An 18,191-nucleotide genomic window follows, 5' to 3' on the forward strand; every position below is an offset into this window, starting at 1 on the left:
TTGTTGTCCGCCGTTGTGGACAGCCGCGTTTCCGCTGACGGCCTGACCGATCCGGCCGGCGGCCATCCCGCCTTTCGCGCTCTCGACGCGCGTGATCAGGGGCTTGTCAAGGCGATCCTCGTCACGGCCCTGCGCTTTCGCGGCACAATTGGCGCCGCGCTCGAGGGTTGTCTCGACCGGCCTCTTCCGGCGGGCGCGCTTTCGCTCGCCCATCTCCTCCACGTCGGTGCGGCGCAGATCCTGCATCTCGACGTGCCGGATTCGGCGGCGGTGGATCTTGCCGTCGCGGCCGCCTTGGCGGACCCGCGCAACCGGCGCTTCTCCGGCCTCGTCAATGCCGTCCTGCGGCGTGTTTCACGTGAAAAGGCAGAGCTGCTCGCCGCCGCCGATCCGCGCCGGGACACGCCGGCATGGCTTTATGAGCGGTTGGTCGCCGCCTATGGCGAGGAAGAGGCGACCGCCATCGCCACACTCCATCGCCTGCCCGCGCCTCTCGATCTCTCCGTGAAGTCCGATCCCGAACGCTGGGCGCGGGAGCTTGGCGGCATCGTCCTGCCCACCGGCTCGGTTCGGCTCGCCGAGCTTTCGGGACCGGTTACTGCTCTGCCCGGTTTCGAGGACGGGGAATGGTGGGTTCAGGACGCGGCGGCGGCTCTGCCCGCGAGGCTCTTCAGGGCCATGGGCGGCAAGCGCATCGCCGATCTTTGCGCGGCGCCGGGCGGAAAGACCGCGCAGCTCGCGGCAGCCGGCGCGAAGGTGACGGCGCTCGATCTCTCGGCTTCGCGCCGCAAGCGCCTCGACGGCAATCTCGCGCGGCTCCGGCTGGACGCCGAGACCCTCGTCCAGGACCTCAGAACCTATCAGCCCGAGACGCTCTTCGACGGCGTGCTCCTCGATGCGCCCTGTTCGTCGACAGGCACGATCCGCCGCCATCCCGACGTCGCCTATACCAAGGGGCCGGAGGAGATCGAGAAATTGGCTGGCGTCCAGGCGGGGCTGCTTGACGCGGCCGCGGCCCTGGTCGCGCCGGGTGGCACGCTGGTCTTCTCCAACTGCTCGCTCGACCCGGTGGAAGGGGAGGGGGTGGCCAGGAGCTTCCTCGCCGCTCACGCGGACTTCGCCCTTGATGCCGTTGCGGCCGCGGAGCTGCCGGGGCTCGAGGCGGCTGTGACGCAGGAGGGCTTCGTGCGCACGACGCCGGCGACGCTGCGCCTATCCACTCCGGCCCTTTCCGGGCTCGACGGCTTTTTCGCGGCGCGCTTCGTCAAAAATTCCTGACCCCCGAGAGCCGTTGTCATCGTCTATATGACCGCGCGAGTCGCTATCCGTTCGCAACCTTAGCGAAGCGTTAACCATGGGCGGAGACAATCGTCTCTGTCGAAGCGCGGCGACCGGAGCCCAACCCTGCTGTTTATCCGCGCGGACAGCGACCTTCTGCCGGCGGCAGAACGGGGATGGCACGCGTGGCGGCGGAACTTGCGGAAAAGTCGCTTCTGGCGACGCTGGTCATGAAGGAGGTCTGGCGCCGGACACGTCGGGGCTTCACCAGCGGCTCGCTGTCGCGCTGGCCCCATTTCGGACCGGGCGCCGACCGTCTCCTGGCGAGCCCGCGAGATTTGCGCCACGGGGAACGCGCCGAGGGCGAGGCCATCTACGGACGGCGCTTCACCTTTGCCGGGCATTCCGTCGAGGCGGCCGCGATTTCGCCGTTCCAGGTGATCGCGCCCTCCCGTGCCTGGGCCCTTCAGCTCCATAGTTTCGAGTGGCTGCGCCACCTCGCCGAACTGGGCGGCGAACTCGCCAGCATCAACAGCCGCGCGCTGATCTCCGATTGGCTGTCGCTGGGCGGGGCCCTGCCGCGCGTTGCCGCCGATCCGGAAGTCACGGCGCGCCGCATGTTCGTCTGGCTGGGTCACGCGCCGCTGATCCTTCACGGCGCCGACACGCCGTTTCGTCGGCGCTTCATCAAGTCGCTCAGCCGCCAGGGGCGCCATCTGCGCCGCACGGCCGGCGAGACGGCGGACGGACTGGCGCGTCTCAAGGTCCGCATTGCGTTGACCGTGGCGGCGCTGTGCCTTCCAGGGCTCGGCGGGCGCATCAAGGCTGATCTGCGCGATCTCGGCGCGGAGCTCGACCGCCAGGTCTTCGCCGACGGCGGCCACATCTCGCGGAACCCGGCGAGCATCGTGGAGCTGCTCACCGATCTCGTGCCGCTGCGCCAGCTGCTCATCGCCAGGGGCGAACCCGTGCCGCGCTCGCTGTTTGGCGCCATCGACCGGATGCTGCCGGCCCTGCGCTTTTTCTCTCATGGAGACGGCAGGCTGGCGTTGTTCAACGGCACCGGCTTCGTGCCGAACGCCGCCCTGGCGACCCTGCTCGCCCACGACGAATCGCTTGGCGAACCCATCGGCCATGCGCGCCAGTCCGGCTATGCGCGACTCGCGGCCGGCGGCACGGTGGTCATCGCGGACGTCGGAACGCCGCCACCCGTCACCGTCTCGGGCGACGCCCATGCTGGCACGCTTGCCTTCGAGTTGTCCTCGGGTGCGGGGCGCATCGTCGTTAATTGCGGATGCCCGCCCGAGTCCGGCGCCGGCTGGCGCTCGCTCGCCCGGTCGAGCGCCGCCCATTCGACTCTCGTCATCGGCGATCGCTCGTCGTCGCGCTTCGCGACCTCGGAGGCGCTGACGCGCTTTCTCGGTGCTCCGATCCTCGAGGGGCCGAGCCGTATCGAGGTGACGCGCGAGGATCGGGCCGAAGGCCAGCGCCTCACCGCCGTCCACGACGGCTACCAGGCACCGTTCGGGCTTCTCCAGGAGCGCTCGATCCTGGTTTCGCACGACGGCGCCTCGGTCCTCGGCCTCGACCAAGTCTATTCCGTCAACGGACGCAGACCGCGCTCGGAAACCCCGCCGGCGGCGATCCGCTTCCACCTCTGCCCCGGCGTCGTCATCCAGAAGGCGCCCTCGGGCGGCCTGCGCCTGTCGCTGAGAGGGGAGACCTGGCGGTTCTCGGCCGATGTCGAGCCGGACGTGGAAGACAGCATCTTCTTCGCCGATCCGTCCTCGCCGCGGCCGAGCTTCCAGATCGTTCTCAACTTCGATCCACTGACGCGATCGGAGGTCGCCTGGCGCTTCACCCGCGAAAGAAGCCTCTGACATCTTCGCCGGTTGTCAGGAGAAGGCCTCACCGTTATCACGTTCCTCGAAAGGGCCGCGCTAGCCGCGCGGTTCAGGGGCCGGCCGGTGGATGTCCCCCGGGCGGCTCTTCGTTTTTGTTCCGCGACGCCCGCCGGGCCGCCGTCCCGAGCCGGATCGCCGCGCAGCGAGGAACCGTCGATGGCCGTCACCGCCAATGCCTTTTCCGCCCCGGACCGGGTCCCGGCCCGCCGGGCCCTGATCTCCGTTTTCGACAAGAACGGTCTCTTGCCTTTCGCCAAGGCGCTGGCGGAGCGCGGCATCGAGCTCGTCTCCACTGGCGGCACGCGCCGCGCTCTCCAGGAGGCGGGTCTCGAGGTAAAGGACGTTTCCGAGCTGACCGGCTTTCCGGAAGTGATGGACGGGCGGGTGAAGACGCTTCATCCCGGCGTTCACGGCGGCCTTCTGGCGGTGCGGGCAGACCCCGCCCATGCGAAGGCGATGGAGGAGAACGGCCTTCTTCCCATCGATCTGCTGGTGGTCAACCTCTACCCCTTCGAGGAGACGCTGAAGGCCGGGGCGGACTTTGCGACCTCGCTGGAGAACATCGACATCGGCGGGCCGGCGATGATCCGCGCCGGGGCGAAGAACCATGCCTATGTGAGCGTCGTCACCGATCCCGCCGATTATGACGGCGTCATCGCCGAACTCGACACGGGCGAGGGGACGACGAGCCTCTCCTTCCGCCGCGCCCTTGCGGCGCGCGCCTATCAGCGCACGGCGGCCTATGACGCGGCCGTCTCGACCTGGCTCGCGGGCGAGGCCGGCGAGACGGTGCCGCTGATCAAGACGTTTTCCGGTCGGCTTGCCCAGACGCTCCGCTATGGCGAGAACCCGCACCAGTCGGCCGCCTTCTACGTCACCGGGGAGGCTCGGCCGGGTGTGGCGAGCGCCCGCCAGATCCAGGGCAAGGAGCTCTCCTACAACAATCTCAACGACACCGACGCGGCTTTCGAGCTGGTGGGCGAATTCGACCCGTCGAAGAGCGCCGCCGTCGCCATCATCAAGCATGCCAACCCCTGCGGCGTGGCCGAAGGCCCCTCGATCCGCGAGGCCTATCTCAAGGCGCTGGCCTGCGACCCGGTTTCCGCCTTCGGCGGAATCGTGGCGATGAATCGTCGTCTCGACCGGGCGGCGGCAGAGGAAATCGTCAAGATTTTCACCGAGGTGGTGATCGCGCCAGAGGCGGACGAGGAGGCTCTGGCCATCATGGCGGGCAAGAAGAACCTGCGCCTGCTCCTGACCGGCGGCCTGCCCGATCCCGTCGCGCCAGCCCTGAACGTGCGCTCCGTCGCCGGCGGCTTCCTCGTTCAGTCGCGCGATACGGGCGCCGTCAGCGAGGCCGATCTGAAGGTGGTGACGAAGCGCGCGCCCTCCGCCCAGGAGATGGCCGATCTGCTCTTTGCCTTCCGCGTCGCCAAGCACGTCAAGTCCAATGCGATCGTTTATGCCAAGGATGGAGCGACCGTGGGCGTCGGGGCGGGGCAGATGAGCCGCGTCGATTCGGCCCGGATCGCCGCCCTCAAGGCGCGCGATGCGGCGGAGGCGGCAGGGCTTGCCGATCCGGCGACGCTTGGCTCCGTGGTGGCGTCCGACGCCTTCTTCCCCTTCGCCGACGGCCTTCTCGCCACCGTGGAGGCTGGGGCGACGGCGGTCATCCAGCCGGGCGGCTCGATGCGTGACGACGAGGTGATCAAGGCGGCCGACGAAAAGGGCATCGCCATGGTCTTCACCGGGCTTCGCCACTTCCGGCACTGACGGGATGGGGCGGCCCTGGCCGCCCCTTTAACGTAGCGGCACGACTTCCGGTCGGAAGTCGTGCAACGTTCTCGCGGTGCGCGCTATGCCGCGAGGTCCGACAGAAGGCCGGCGGCGACGGTCAGGCGGGCGACGGAAATGTCGCCGCCGCCGACGAGAGCGGCGATCTGGCGGATGATCCGATCCGCCGGCGCGGCATGATCGGAAATCCAGGCAGCGGCCGGACGCTCTGCATCGGGGTGCTCGCGGAGCGCCGAGGCGGTGAGGGCGCGCCTTGCCCTCGCGATCTGGCTACCCGCCCTCTCCAGCGCCAACGTCTCGTAATAGTCCGACGGGCTGAGCGACCACGCCGCCTGTTCGAGCCGTCCGATCTCAAAGAGCCCCGTCAGGTCGAAATAGGCGCCGAGCGTGCGATCCAGAGAGGCGCCCGTTTCACGTGAAACGGCGCCGATGTCCGGGATCAGAGCAATGAGCGGCAACAGCGCGACGTCTTCCGCGACATCGGCTGGGACCCCTTGCTCAACCCAGTGGTTCGTTCGCGCGGCGACTGCGTCACGGGCCTCATCGCTCGCCAAGTCCTGCAGGCGTGGCCGCAGGGCTTCGAATGTTTCGCGGAGGCGCGCCACCTCCGACGCCAAGCCGTCCTCGAAGCGGCAGTTCTGAACGAACCAGCGCGTGGCGACGTGGAGGAAGGCGCGAACTTCGCGATAGAGCGCGTTCTGCACTGCGCCGTCCATCTGCCCGTCGAGAGCGTCGATCCGGTCATAGAGCGGGCGCACGAAAAGCCCGTCCTTGGCCGCCGCGAAGGCGCGCAGCGCCTCGGCGGGCGCCGCGCCGGTGGCATCTCCGACACCGACGACGAAGGTCGGCCCCAGGCGGTTGATGGCCTGGTTGGCCAGCACCGTGGCGACGATCTCCCGTGACAGCCGGTGAGTATCGATCTCGGCGGGGTAGTCCGAGCGCATCGCCGTCGGGAAGTAGTCGTGGAGCCGGTCGTGGAAATAGGGCTCGTCCGGCAGGTCGCTGGCGACGAGCTGGTCGAACAGAACGATCTTGGCATAGGCCAAAAGCACGCCGATCTCGGGCCGTGTCAGGGTGCGCCCGAAGGCTCTCAGGTCGGCGAGTTCCGCACGAGGGGGAAGGGCTTCGACATCACGGTCGAGAATGTGTTGATCCTCCAGCACCGACATGAATCGGGCCTGAAGCGGCAACGCCTTGTCGCCCTCGGCTTCCTCCAGGGAGATCGCGAGGGTCTGCTCGTAGTTGTTGCGCAGGACGAGATGGGCCACCTCGTCTGTCATCTGCGAAAGGAGCTGGTTGCGCGCCTCGCGCGTCAGCTTCCCCGAGGCCATGGCGCTCTTCAGGGCGATCTTGATGTTGACCTCGACGTCCGAGGTGTTGACGCCCGCCGAGTTGTCGATGGCGTCCGAATTGATGCGCCCGCCGGCCCGCGCGAACTCAATGCGGCCCTTCTGGGTGACCCCAAGGTTCGCACCCTCGCCGACGACCTTGGCCCTGAGATCGGCACCGGTGACGCGCACCGCGTCGTTCGCCCGGTCGCCGACATCGCTGTTGGTCTCGCTGGAGGCCCGCACATAGGTGCCGATGCCGCCGAACCATAGGAGATCGACGGGCGCCTTGAGGATGGCCGAGATCACCTCGGCCGGCGTTCCCTGCCTGCGGTCCCAGCCGATGGCCTCGGCGGCCTCCGGCGTCAGCTTGATGAGCTTCTCTCGCCGGGACCAGATGCCGCCGCCCTTGGAGAGCTTGTCCTTCGCGTAATCGGCCCAGCTCGACCGCGGCAGGGCGAACAAGCGCCGCCGCTCTTCCAGGGAGAGAGCCGGGTCGGGATCGGGATCGATGAAGATGTCGCGGTGATCGAAAGCGGCGACGAGTTTCGTCTCCGGCGAGAGCAGCATGCCGTTGCCGAAGACGTCGCCCGACATGTCGCCGCAGCCGGCGACGGTGAAAGGCTCCTTCTGGATGTCGCGGCCGAGCTCACGGAAATGGCGTTTCACCGCCTCCCAGGCGCCGCGCGCCGTGATGCCCATCGCCTTGTGGTCATAGCCCGCCGAGCCGCCCGAGGCGAAGGCATCGTCGAGCCAGAAATCGCGCGAGCGGGCGATGGCGTTGGCCGTGTCGGAGAAGGTCGCCGTGCCCTTGTCGGCGGCGACGACGAAATAGGGGTCCTCGCCGTCGAGGCGAACGACCTTTTGCGGTGTGACCACGTGGTCGCCGTCGATATTGTCGGTCACCGAAAGGAGCGAGGCGATGAAGACGATGTAGGCCGAGCGGCCGGCCTCGAACCAGGCTTCACGATTGGCGGCATCCGGCAGGCGCTTGGGATAGAAGCCCCCCTTCGCGCCGACCGGCACGATCACCGCGTTCTTGACCTGCTGCGCCTTGACCAGGCCGAGAATCTCGGTCCGATAATCCTGGGCGCGGTCCGACCAGCGCAGGCCACCGCGCGCGATCGAACCGAAGCGCAGGTGAACGCCCTCGACCCTGGCGTCGAAGACGAAGATTTCGCGATAAGGAACCGGCGCCGGCAGGCCGCCAAGGGCATGCGGATCGATCTTGAAGGCGAGAGCCGGGTGCACCTTGCTCGGCGTCGAGGAGGGATCGGCGGAAATCTCCGGCACGGCATAGAAATTGGTGCGCAGCGTCGACAGGATGGCCGAGCGCACCCGCCGCAGGATGCGATCGTCGTCGAGCCCCTCGACCGCGTCGAGCGCAGCGGCGAGCCTGCCGTAAAGCGCGCCGAGCCCTCGCGCCTCCGCCTCGATGGCGTAGCGTTCTTCCGGATCGCTGGAGACCGGCGCCGTGGCGGCCGGTTGCTCTGCCCGGCTCGCCTTTTCAGGGTCGAAGGACTGGTCGAACAGCTCGAAGAGCAGGCGGGCAATCCCGGGATGGCGCGAGAAGACGGTCGCCATATAGCCGGGCGAATAGGAAAGGCCGGTCTGACGCAGATAGGCGCTATAGGCGCGCAGAACGTTGACCTGATCGAAGGCAAGGTCGGCGCACAGCACCAGGGCGTTGAAGCCGTCGTTCTCGATCCGCCCGTCCCACACGGCCGAGAACGTATCCTCCAACGGACCCGGGCCGCGCTCGGCCATCTCGGGCTTGTCGGTCGAAAGATCCATGTCGTGAATATGAACGATGGAGCCATCTGGCCGGGTAACGCGGTGGGTGCGCTCGTAGAGCACCTGAAAGCCCATGCGCTCGAGGATCGGCACGCGAGCCGACAGCGCCAGCGTGTCGCCGAGATGGTAGAGCTTGAAGCGCAGGAATGTGTCGGGGTCACCCTCGCGGCGGTAGAAGTCGACGGTGAGCGGTCGTTCCTCCGTCAGCTTGGCGATTTCCATGACGTCGACCACGGCGTCGGCCGGCGTCGTGAGGTCGCGATAGCTTTCCGGGAGCCCCGGTCCGAAGGGTGCGAGGCGGTGGAATTCATCCGCCTCGATCAGAGCCTCGCGAAAATCGTCGATCCAGTTGTGGGCGATCTTGGCGGTCTCTTCCTCGAGGAACGCCGGGTCGACGTCCGGCGTCTCTCCTTCCTCCCGTTCGACGATGTAGTGGATGCGGGCGAGAACCTCGCCGGGAAAGGCCGGCGAGTAGGAAGACAGGTGGCCGTCATAGGCTTCGGCGAGGAGCAGGCCGACGCGCTCGCGCAGGCGCGTGTCGTATCGCTCGCGCGGCACGTAGACGATGACCGAAACGAAGCGATGAAACCGGTCGACGCGGGTCAGGACGCGCACGCGGGGGCGCTCGCCGAGCTCCAGAATAATGCCGGCGTGGTGCTCCAGAAGATCGACGTCGATCTGGAACATCTCGTCGCGCGGATAGGATTCCAGCGCATTGAGCAGCGCCTTGCCCGAGTGGGAGCCGGGCCGGAGGCCGAAGCGCTCGATCACGCGCTTCGCCTTCAGGCGGAGATAGGGAATGGCCAGGATCGACTGGGTGTAGGCGGAGGAGGCGAAGAGGCCGACGATGCGCAGCTCGCCAGCGAGGCGCCCGTCGGAGGAGAAGCGCTTGACGCCGATATAGTCGAGCTGGGCGCGGCGGTGGACGAGGGAGCGCGCGTTGGCCTTGGTGACGATAAGAGGCTCCGGCGCTTCCAAAAAGGCGCGGACCTCCGGCGTCGTCAGCGCGGCCGTTCCGTCTTCGCGGCGAAGAATGCGCACGTCCGGGTCCTGCAGGATGCCGAGCCCCGGTTCATTCTCGCGGCGCTCGAGCAGCGCCTCGTCCTCGCTGCCGACATAGTCGTATTCGCGGCAGCCGAGGAAGATGAACGCGTCCTTGTAGAGCCAATCCAAAAACTCGGCCGATTCCTCGATGGCCGTGCGCGCCGCAGGATCGGTGATCACGTGGCGGTATGCCCTGAGATCGTCGACGGCCCTGGCAACGCGGGAGCGCATCGCGGGAAAATCGGCATTGGCGAGCGCGACCTGCGAGAGGATGAGGCGAAGCCGATCGGCGAGTGCCCGCGCCTCCTGGGAGTCGAGGGGCTCGACCGCCACCTGGATGAGGCTGACGCGGCCGCGCGGCTCCTCAAGCCCATCGGAGGCGCTCGAGGTCGTGAAGTGGACGATGGCCCCATTCGGGCCGCGCTCGACGTTGAGGATCGGGTGGGAGACGAAGTGGACCGCGTTCGCCGCCTCGGCGATTTCGCCCGTCACCGAATCGAAGAGGAACGACATGTCGTCGTTGACCACCGAGATGAGCTGGAGCGGTCGGCCGTCGACGGTGGCGATGCCGGGGCTGACCACGGCCACCACGGGCTCTCCAGGCCGATGGGCCTTGAGGGCCGCGACCGCGCAGTCCACAGCCGCGGCGAGAGCCTCGGTCGAGAAGCTGGCGAGGTCCGCGGCCGGCGGGCGATCGAAGAGCAGGGGGGCGAGGCTCGCCTGTGGCTCGATCCCTCCGATTTGAGAAAGAACAGCGGCGACGATGGCCGCCTTGGCGTCCGAGGGTTGATCCATGCCTGCCTCCGCGCGGGTGGTCCGCTCTCTTTGAAGGGCCCTCGTCCTGATCGGGGCGAGAGCCGAGTATCCCCGTCAGATCTCAACGATCCCGTCAGGAATTTCGTTCGGATTGGTTTCTCCAGCCGGAAAATGCCGCGTCAGGATGACGCCGGTCTTCTCCACCGCCGCGACGAAGCCTTCAGCGAGCCGGTCTTCGCGGGCCGCCTCCGTCAGGGTCGTCACGATTTCCGACCACGTCTCCTCGCCGACCTTTTCGTTGATGGCGGCGTCGGCCACGACTTCGGCATAATGCTCGGCCTCCGAAACGTAGAGAAGCACGCCGGTGCGCCCCGCCGTGATGTGAATGCCGTGGGCGAGAAACTGGGCAAGGGCCTGGCGATGCGCGCGCTCGGCGGCGATCCGCTTCGGCACGAAGAGCATTCGCGCGTCCTCCCAAAGCCAGACCGCGGCAAGCAGCGCCGCCGCGCCGATGGCCTGCGCGCCCTCGACGGCGAAGGCCGGCAGGGCGACACCGAGCACGGCGAGGAGCGCCGAAAGGATGAGCCCCAGCACCAGGGACAGGAGAAGGGCGAAAAAGCCGGAGACGAAGCGGTAGCCGTCGCTGCGGCGGGCGAAGACGGCGAAGATCTCGCCGCTGGTTGCGCTCTCCGCGTTGTGGACGGCCGCAGCGATGCGGCTGCGATCATCGGGCGAGAATTTCAGTGTCTTCACCATCCGCCCGAAGCGCCTCCGCCGCCAAAGGAGCCGCCACCGCCCGAAAAGCCACCCCCCGAGCCTCCGCCCCAGCCACCTCCGCCGCCGCCCCAGCCGCCGGGGAAGATGACCGGAACGCCCCGGCGCCCTCGACGCTGGCGCTGCTGATAGGCGCCGGCGGCCTGCGGGCCGCCGAAAAGACGCACGAGGACCGCGAGGAGCGTCGGCCCGAAGATGAAGAAGAAGACGATGCCGAAAAAGACGAGGTTGGAAATGTCCTTGCCGGAGTTCTGCCAGCCTGCGTTGCGCTTGGCGCGCGCCTCGAGCTCGGCCGCGTCGCCCGACAGAACCTGGACGATACCGTCGACGCCCGCCGCGATGCCGGCCGAGAAGTTGCCCTTGCGGAAGGCCGGCAGGATGTCGTTCTCGATGATGATGCGCGACAGCGCGTCGGTCAGCGTCGGTTCGAGGCCGTAGCCGACCTCGATGCGCACCTTGCGCTCGTCCCTGGCCACCAGAAGAAGGACGCCGTTGTTCTCGCCCTTCCGTCCCAGCGCCCACTGGCGCGCCAGACGGTTGGCATAGTCGGCGATCTCGTATCCCTCGAGATTGGACACGGTGGCGACGGCCACCTGATCGGAGGACTCCTGTTCGAAGGCCGCGAGCTTTTCGGTGATCGCCGCCTCGGTTGAGGGATCGATGAGGTCCGCCGTATCCACCACCCGGCCAGCGAGCGAGGGGAAGGTCTGCGCCAAGCCGGCGGGGACGACTGAAAGGAGGGTTAGGAGAACAAGCAGCGTGAAGGCGATGGCGCCAAGGGCGCCTCGCCCAGCCTCGTCCGCCCTCGCTGTCCGAAGGCTCATCATCATCAATTGCCGAAGTTGACCTTGGGCGGCGTTTCGGAGCCGGTTGTCGCCTGGAAGGTCGCCATGGGTTCGGCCTCGGGATAGAAGATCGCGGCGATCCAGCGGCTCGGAATGGTGCGCAGCTCGGTGTTGTACCGGCGCACGGCCTCGATATAGTCGCGTCGGGCGACGGCGATGCGGTTCTCGGTGCCTTCGAGCTGGCTCTGAAGGGCCAGAAAGTTCTGGTTGGACTTGAGGTCGGGGTAGCGCTCGACGGTGACGAGCAGGCGCGACAGAGCGCCGGTCAGCTGATTCTGGGCATCCTGGAACCGCTGCACGGCGGCCGGGTCGGTGAGCTGGTCGGCATTGATTGTTGTCTGCGTCGCCTTGGAGCGCGCCTCGACCACGGCGGTCAGCACCTCCTTTTCCTGCTGGGCATAGCCCCTCACCGTCTCCACCAGATTGGGAATGAGATCGGCGCGCCGCTGATACTGGTTCTGAACCTCGCTCCAGGAAGCCTTCGCCTGCTCCTCAAGCGTCGGGATGGTGTTGATGCCGCAGGCCGAAAGCAGGGGCAGCATGGCGGCAAGAACGAGGAAGAGCGTTGCCCTGATCGGCGGGGTGCGTCGAAGGCTCTGGCAGGCGGACATCATGGAACTCTTTCAGGATAGGCGTGAAGTGGCCAAGTGCCCCTCATTCTAAGGCGGCGGGCTCGCGGATAAAGCCCCGCCCTGCGGCCAGGGCGTCGCGGCGCGCTTGCCCTCGCGTCTCTTTTCGTTCAGGCTCCATGCCATGGGCAGCCTGGATCGAGACGAGGAACGACGGCGCGAGGCGCGCGCCATTCTGGAGCGTGTGGCTCGCGAGACGAGCCCGCAGGTGGGCGCCGGCATCGAGGGCACGTTTTCCGGCGTGCGACGGCACTTCTCGGCCGCCGATGCTGATCCTGGCGACCGTATCGAGGTCATGGGAACACGGATCGGGCGCGGCCTCGGCCTCGTCGCCTTCGTCATTCTCGCCGCGCTTCTCGTCATGCGCTGGATAGGCTAGAGACAGGAAGGCGGCGGCCCGGTTCCGATTCCGCCGGAGGGATTCGCGCAGCGGCCGCGCGACCCGCTCCCGTTGGTTTCGCGGCCGTGCGGACACGTTCTTTCGATCGGACATGAGCGAAGCGCCCCCGACCATGCGACAGGACAAACCGGCGGTCATCGCCATTTCGAGCCATGTCGTGCGCGGCGCGGTGGGCAACAGGGCAACCGTCTTCGCGCTGGAGACGTTGGGCTTTCCCGTGTGGTCCATGCCGACCGTGCTTCTGCCCTGGCATCCCGGCCATGGGCCGGCAACGCGGCTCGTTTCCGACGTCGCGGCCTTCGAGGCCATGATGGACGACCTCATCGGTTCCCCCTGGCTCAGCGAGGTCGGGGCGGTGATCACCGGCTATTTCGGCGCGCCGGAGCAGGTCGAGCCGGCGGCGCGGCTGATCGAGGCGGTGAAGCGCGCCCGGCCTGATGCGATCTATCTTTGCGATCCCATTCTTGGCGACGGCGGACGACTCTATCAGCCGGAGGCCATGCTCGCGCCGATTCGCGACCGCCTGTTGCCGCTGGCCGATATCGCGACGCCAAACCGCTTCGAGCTGGAATTCCTGACCGGGCTCGAACTTTCCGACAACACCCATCTGACCGAAGCGGCGCTGGCGCTTGGCCCGGCGACGGTGGTCGTCACTTCCGCCTTCGGTCTTTTGCGCGGCGGCATCGGAAACCTGATGGTGCGGGACTACGACGTGCTGCTCGCCGAGCACCGGGCGATCGACGCGCCGCCGCAGGGGCTGGGCGACCTTACGGCCGCCGTCCTCCTTGCCCGCATCCTTGATGGCGCAAAGCCGGAAAAGGCGCTGCAGGCGACGACGGCCGCCGTCTATGAAATTCTCGCGCGGACCATCAAGCGCGGCGCCGACGAGCTGACGCTGGAAACCGATGCCGACAGCCTGCGGCATCCGATGGCCATGGTGCAGACGCGCCGGCTCGTCCACCCCTCCGGCAATCGTCGCGCCTGAGCAGAGTCGTGGTTTCGTTCGGCGCCGGGTGAAAAAGGGGAAGCTCGGAGGCATGCGGAGCGCCTCTTGCGCGCCACAATCGCTGCGGACAAAAGCGCTCAGAGAAAGTGCAATGCCTTGACGCGGGTGAAAATGCGTCCATCGTGTTTCGGAAACGGGACCATCCCGTTGCATGGCAGGCGGTCGTTCGGCAGAAGGGCGGTCAGCGAGAACACGTGATACGGGGAACGATCATGAGACGCATCAGCACCATGGGAGCCGGCCTGGCCGCGCTCCTCGCCGTAGCCGGCTGTACCCGATCGATGCCATCGCTCGGCGATGGTGGTGGCGGACCGGCCCCCCTGACGCCGGCGCCGGCGTCGCCCGTCTATTCCAACCAGCTGCCGCCTCCGCCGACGCCCCCCGCGCCCCCGGCGCCCGGCGGCGTCATGACCGGTGACAACACCACGATGAACGGCACGACTCCCGGCGCGGGCGCTCCCGGCACTGCACAGCCGGGCGGCCAGACGCAGGTCGCCTCAACCGGACCCGCCGTCTCCAAGGAGAGCATGGTCGGCGCCTGGAAGGTCTCCTCGGGTGGCGGCAATTGCCAGATCTTCATGGCGCTGACCAAGTGGACGGGCGGATACCGCGCCGCGTCGCGCGGCTGCCCCGGCCAGGTGGCAGACGTCTCCGCCTGGGACGTTTCGGGTAGCCAAGTGGTCCTGAAGGACTCCTCCGGCTCGACGGTCGCCCAGCTCTCCGGCTCGGGCGGTACGCGATACGAGGGGCAGACGAGCGGCGGCCAGGCCATCAGCCTCTATCGTTGAGCGAGCAGACAAGGCACGAACGGCCGGGCGCCCGGATGACGACATTACCCACGGCGCCTGGACCGGTTGCCGAAGCATTGGCGCGTCTCGTCGCGCTTGGCGAGATCGAGGCCGATCCGGCGCAGCGCGCCCTCGCCCAGCGGCTCGACCAGCTCGACGCCAAGCTCTCTGCGGCGATGCTCTCGTCGAAGACCAGCGCGCTCGGCTGGCTGTTCGGGCGGCGCACCTCGCGCGAGCCCGTCAAGGGCGTCTACATCCATGGCGCCGTCGGGCGCGGCAAGACCATGCTTATGGACATGTTCTTCCGCGGTTCGTCGGTGGCGCGCAAGCGCCGCGTCCACTTCCATGCGTTCATGGCCGAGGTGCATGAGCGCATCCGGGCCCAGCGGGCGGCGATCAAGGAAGGGCGCGGCAAGTCGGACGATCCGATTCCGCCGGTGGCGGCGGCCATCGCCGAGGAGGCGCGTCTCCTCTGCTTCGACGAGTTCGCCGTCAACGACATCGCCGACGCCATGATCCTGTCGCGGCTGTTCACGGCGCTGTTCGCGGAAGGCGTGGTTCTGGTGGCGACGTCCAATGTCGCCCCGGACGATCTTTATCATCAGGGTCTCAATCGTCCGCTCTTCCTGCCCTTCGTCGACATTCTCAAGGCGAACACCGACATCTTCCGCCTGGACGCGGCGACCGACTACCGCCTCATGGGGCTGGCCCGGGCCGATCTCTACGTGACCCCGCTCGGCCCGCAGACGAAGGCCCACATGGACGCGACATGGGAGAAGCTTCTCTGCGGCGAGAGGGAAAGCCGCGTCACCCTATCGGTGAAGGGGCACGCGCTCCATGTGCCGCGCGCCGGCAACGGGGCGGCGCGATTCGATTTTGACTCGCTTCTGAGGAAGCCCGTCGGGGCGCAGGATTTTCTGGCGCTTTCGGCCCGCTTTCATACGGTGATGCTGGAAGGGGTGCCGGCCCTGACCCAGGCGGAGCGCAATGAGGCGCGGCGTTTCATCATCCTGGTCGATACGCTCTACGATGCCCATCGGCGCATCGTGATATCGGCGGAGGTGGAAGCCGACAGGCTCTACTCCGGCCGCAACGGCGCGGAGGTCTTCGAGTTCGAGCGCACGGTGTCGCGCCTGATCGAAATGCGCTCGGAGGAGTATCTCGCCGGGCTTGGTGAGACCTGCTGACGGAAGATCAAGCCGCTGCCGCCGGCGCGGCTGAAGAGGGCTCTGCTTCATCGGTGGCAGGCAAAGGCAGGTTGCGGCCGCGCTCCTCGGCCGCCGCCTCGACGCGATTGCGGCCGGCGGTCTTTGCCCGGTAGAGCGCCTTGTCGGCCGAGGCGAAAAGCTCGGCCAGGGACATCTTCCCATTGGCCGACGCGATGCCGATGCTCACCGTCACGAGAAGCGTCTCCTCGCCCACCTTCATCGCTTCCCAGGCCACTCTTTGGCGAATGCGCTCGGCAATATAGCGGGCATCGAGGGCGCTGGTCTCGGGCAGAAAGGCAACGAATTCCTCGCCGCCATGCCGGGCGACGAAATCGCCGGCGCGCAGCGTGGTCTGAAGAAGGCGGGCGAGCTGCTTCAGCGCGTCGTCCCCGGCCGCATGCCCGAACCGGTCGTTGACATCCTTGAAGTGGTCGAAATCCATGAGAAGCAGACAGCCGGAGGCTGGCGGCGTGCCACGGCCGAAGGCCTCTTCGATCTTTGCCTCGAATTCGCGTCGATTCGGTAGCCCGGTCAGGGGATCGGCGTAGGCGAAATCGCGAAGCACTCGCTCGCGCTCAAGCAATTGGTCTTCCCGCAGGATGAGCCGTCCGAAGGCAAGCGTCGAGACGAAGCAGCTCGCTGCCATCACGGCGACGACCGCGAGAATCACGCCGGGCGCCTTGTCGGTCGGAATGAAGAAGACGACGGCGGCATGGGGCACGAGGACGGAGCCGAGGAGCACAAGGTCGGACCAGCGTGTCTCGGCGTGCGGCCTTGGGCGGAACCTCCACCAAAGGCCGCTCGCCAGGACATACAGAATCGACAGACAACCCATGGCGGCTCCGGCGCCGCCGATGTGCAGGCGATAGAGCGCGCCGGTGATGGCGGCGGCGATCGCGGGAATGGGGCCCGCGAAAGCCGCGGCCAATCCGATGACCGTAGCGCGCGCATCGATCATGACGCCGGCGGCAAGCGGAGCCGGCGACACCATGACGGCAAGGGTGCCCAGCGAGAAGGCGGCCGCCTGGAGCAAGGCGGACGCGGCGCGCGGCAGACGCATCCGGCGGATCATGCCGTAGGCTATCGTCACCAGCGCCAGATGTGACGCACTCGTCGCCATGGCGATGAAGATGTCGATCATCCTGCCGTCTTCCCGCCGCCTCCTGGTTCGCCCGATGCGCACCGAGGCGATACTATCGCTGTCAGAAGTTAAATCTGTCTCACGATCAGAAGAGCTGCCCGGATCGCAGGCGGATTGGTGAACATAGCCTTGATGGAAGAACCTTTTCGCCGCTTCTTTCGATCTTTCGCCAAGTCGGCCTATGCGCCGAGGCGGCAGGTCGGCGGGCGAAGACGGCCGCTTCTTGGATGCTGTTCAGGTAAAGGTGACTGTACACTCAATATCTCGCGATTGGTCGCGAGGGCGAAACGTTTGAATTGCTCGCGCGGCCGGGCAGGGTATTGAAAAAATCCAAAACGCTCTTTATCCGCTTTCGGCGCGTCCGTAACGGTTTTCGTCCGGTGCGGCGGTTCATGTGGATCGGCGCCGGGATGCGCACTTATGGGATCTGCCGCCGAAAGCCGGCAAATCGTCTCATGCACCGCCGACGCCAAAGGGGTGGATCGATCCGGCCGGGGGGGTCCGAGCTGGACCGGTTCTGATCAAAAGGACTGGATTTTATGGCTCGCAACAAGATTGCTCTCATCGGTTCCGGCATGATCGGAGGAACCTTGGCCCACCTGGCTGGGCTCAAGGAGCTCGGAGACGTGGTGCTCTTCGACATCGCCGAGGGAACGCCGCAGGGCAAGGCTCTCGACATCGCGCAGTCGGCGCCGGTGGAGGGCTTCGACGCCAAGTTTTCGGGCGCCAACGACTATTCCGCCATCGAGGGGGCGGACGTCTGCATCGTGACGGCGGGCGTGCCGAGAAAGCCCGGCATGAGCCGCGACGATCTTCTCGGGATCAATCTCAAGGTGATGGAGCAGGTCGGCGCCGGCATCGCGAAGTACGCGCCGAACGCCTTCGTCATCTGCATCACCAATCCGCTCGACGCCATGGTGTGGGCGCTGCAGAAGTTCTCGGGCCTGCCCAAGAAGAAGGTCGTCGGCATGGCCGGCGTTCTCGACTCGGCCCGCTTCCGCACCTTCCTCGCCGAGGAATTCAAGGTCTCCGTCGAGGACGTCACCGCTTTCGTGCTCGGCGGCCATGGCGACACGATGGTTCCGTCGGTGCGCTATTCCACGGTTGCCGGCATTCCGCTTCCCGATCTCATCAAGATGGGCTGGTGCTCGGCCGAGCGGCTGGAGGAGATCGTTCAGCGCACCCGCAACGGCGGCGGCGAGATCGTCGGCCTGCTGAAGACCGGTTCGGCCTATTACGCGCCGGCCACCTCGGCCATCGCGATGGCCGAGTCCTACCTCAAGGACAAGAAGCGGGTTCTGCCCTGCGCCGCCAATCTTGATGGCCAGTACGGCCAGAGCGACCTCTATGTCGGCGTTCCCTGCGTGATCGGCGCCGAGGGCGTCGAACGCATCATCGAGATCGACCTCGACGAAAGCGAGAAGGCCAATTTCGAAAAGTCGGTTGGCTCGGTGAAGGGGCTCATGGAAGCCTGTCAGGGCATTGCGCCGAATCTGAAGTAA

13 protein-coding genes are annotated in these 18,191 nt (G+C 67.1%); 8 read left to right on the forward strand and 5 right to left on the reverse strand.

What is annotated here, in order from left to right; genetic code table 11:
- The 3 genes from B5D38_RS19510 to purH all read left to right on the forward strand — a co-directional run bounded on the left by B5D38_RS19510 (position 1) and on the right by purH (position 4,955).
- The gene (locus B5D38_RS19510; protein ID WP_425349344.1) at positions 1-1,278 is read left to right on the forward strand and encodes an RsmB/NOP family class I SAM-dependent RNA methyltransferase; all 1,278 of its coding nucleotides are present in this window, start codon (positions 1-3) and stop codon (positions 1,276-1,278) included.
- Positions 1,279-1,463: 185 nt separating this feature from the next.
- Positions 1,464-3,158, forward strand: coding sequence for a heparinase II/III family protein (locus B5D38_RS19515; RefSeq protein WP_165690917.1), 1,695 nt, complete (start codon positions 1,464-1,466; stop codon positions 3,156-3,158).
- Positions 3,159-3,338: 180 nt separating this feature from the next.
- The gene (gene purH / locus B5D38_RS19520; RefSeq protein ID WP_078710137.1) at positions 3,339-4,955 is read left to right on the forward strand and encodes a bifunctional phosphoribosylaminoimidazolecarboxamide formyltransferase/IMP cyclohydrolase; all 1,617 of its coding nucleotides are present in this window, start codon (positions 3,339-3,341) and stop codon (positions 4,953-4,955) included.
- 83 nt (positions 4,956-5,038) lie between these two features.
- Here purH and B5D38_RS19525 read toward each other — a convergent pair whose 3' ends face one another.
- The 4 genes from B5D38_RS19525 to B5D38_RS19540 form a co-directional block, all read right to left on the reverse strand.
- Entirely contained in the window at positions 5,039-9,937 is a 4,899-nt protein-coding gene (locus tag B5D38_RS19525) for an NAD-glutamate dehydrogenase (RefSeq protein ID WP_078710138.1), read from the reverse strand.
- 75 nt (positions 9,938-10,012) lie between these two features.
- On the reverse strand, positions 10,013-10,654 hold the full coding sequence (locus B5D38_RS19530; RefSeq protein ID WP_078710139.1) for a TPM domain-containing protein: 642 nt from the start codon (positions 10,652-10,654) through the stop codon (positions 10,013-10,015).
- Positions 10,648-11,496, reverse strand: a complete 849-nt coding sequence (locus B5D38_RS19535) for a TPM domain-containing protein (RefSeq protein WP_245319406.1) — start codon at positions 11,494-11,496, stop codon at positions 10,648-10,650. The genes B5D38_RS19530 and B5D38_RS19535 overlap by 7 nt, the downstream gene beginning before the upstream one ends.
- A gap of 5 nt (positions 11,497-11,501) precedes the next feature.
- Entirely contained in the window at positions 11,502-12,128 is a 627-nt protein-coding gene (locus tag B5D38_RS19540) for a LemA family protein (protein ID WP_425349345.1), read from the reverse strand.
- 142 nt (positions 12,129-12,270) lie between these two features.
- Here B5D38_RS19540 and B5D38_RS19545 point away from each other — a divergent pair, with 142 nt between their 5' ends.
- The 4 genes from B5D38_RS19545 to zapE all read left to right on the forward strand — a co-directional run bounded on the left by B5D38_RS19545 (position 12,271) and on the right by zapE (position 15,527).
- Positions 12,271-12,525 carry a hypothetical protein gene (locus B5D38_RS19545; RefSeq protein WP_116002861.1) on the forward strand — a complete coding sequence of 85 codons (255 nt, stop codon included), beginning with the start codon at positions 12,271-12,273 and terminating at the stop codon, positions 12,523-12,525.
- 112 nt (positions 12,526-12,637) lie between these two features.
- Entirely contained in the window at positions 12,638-13,531 is an 894-nt protein-coding gene (pdxY, locus tag B5D38_RS19550; protein WP_245319407.1) for a pyridoxal kinase PdxY, read from the forward strand.
- A gap of 233 nt (positions 13,532-13,764) precedes the next feature.
- A complete protein-coding gene (locus B5D38_RS19555; RefSeq protein ID WP_165690918.1) occupies positions 13,765-14,340 on the forward strand; it encodes a protease inhibitor Inh/omp19 family protein in 576 nt (191 codons plus the stop codon).
- Between the two features lie 35 nt (positions 14,341-14,375).
- A complete protein-coding gene (zapE, locus tag B5D38_RS19560) occupies positions 14,376-15,527 on the forward strand; it encodes a cell division protein ZapE (protein WP_078710142.1) in 1,152 nt (383 codons plus the stop codon).
- 7 nt (positions 15,528-15,534) lie between these two features.
- Here the strand turns inward: zapE and B5D38_RS19565 are convergent, their stop codons facing one another.
- On the reverse strand, positions 15,535-16,689 hold the full coding sequence (locus B5D38_RS19565; RefSeq protein ID WP_078710143.1) for a GGDEF domain-containing protein: 1,155 nt from the start codon (positions 16,687-16,689) through the stop codon (positions 15,535-15,537).
- Between the two features lie 539 nt (positions 16,690-17,228).
- Here B5D38_RS19565 and mdh point away from each other — a divergent pair.
- Entirely contained in the window at positions 17,229-18,191 is a 963-nt protein-coding gene (gene mdh, locus B5D38_RS19570) for a malate dehydrogenase (protein ID WP_078710144.1), read from the forward strand.

The sequence above is a fragment of the Consotaella salsifontis genome, from assembly GCF_900167365.1.
GTDB classification, from domain to species: domain Bacteria; phylum Pseudomonadota; class Alphaproteobacteria; order Rhizobiales; family Rhizobiaceae; genus Consotaella; species Consotaella salsifontis.